The organism is Halorubrum sp. SS7, from assembly GCF_005435055.1.
GTDB classification, from domain to species: domain Archaea; phylum Halobacteriota; class Halobacteria; order Halobacteriales; family Haloferacaceae; genus Halorubrum; species Halorubrum salinarum.
Genome location: NZ_SGXV01000800.1, coordinates 1 through 211 on the forward strand (window position 1 = coordinate 1; position 211 = coordinate 211).

The following is a 211-nucleotide window of genomic DNA, read 5'->3' on the forward strand; positions in this document are numbered from 1 at the left end:
GGGCGCCACGTCAGCGGACCAGGTACGGGTCGTTGCCGGCGACGAACCGTCCGAGATCGCTCTCGCGGCGGAAATCGGTCGAACGGAGCTCTCTGAGCGAGGCGACGAGCCGGTCGGCGTCGCCGTCCCTCCAGTCGGCGGGGTCGCTGATCGGTACGACGAGCCAACCGGCGCCGAGCAGTTCCTCGCCGTGGAGCGCGCGCATGTCGAT

At 70.6% G+C, this 211-nt stretch carries 1 pseudogene; it reads right to left on the reverse strand.

The window, feature by feature from the left end:
- Positions 1–10 precede the first annotated feature (10 nt).
- Positions 11–211 (reverse strand): annotated as a pseudogene (locus EXE44_RS19940) (uracil-DNA glycosylase); the annotation flags it as partial.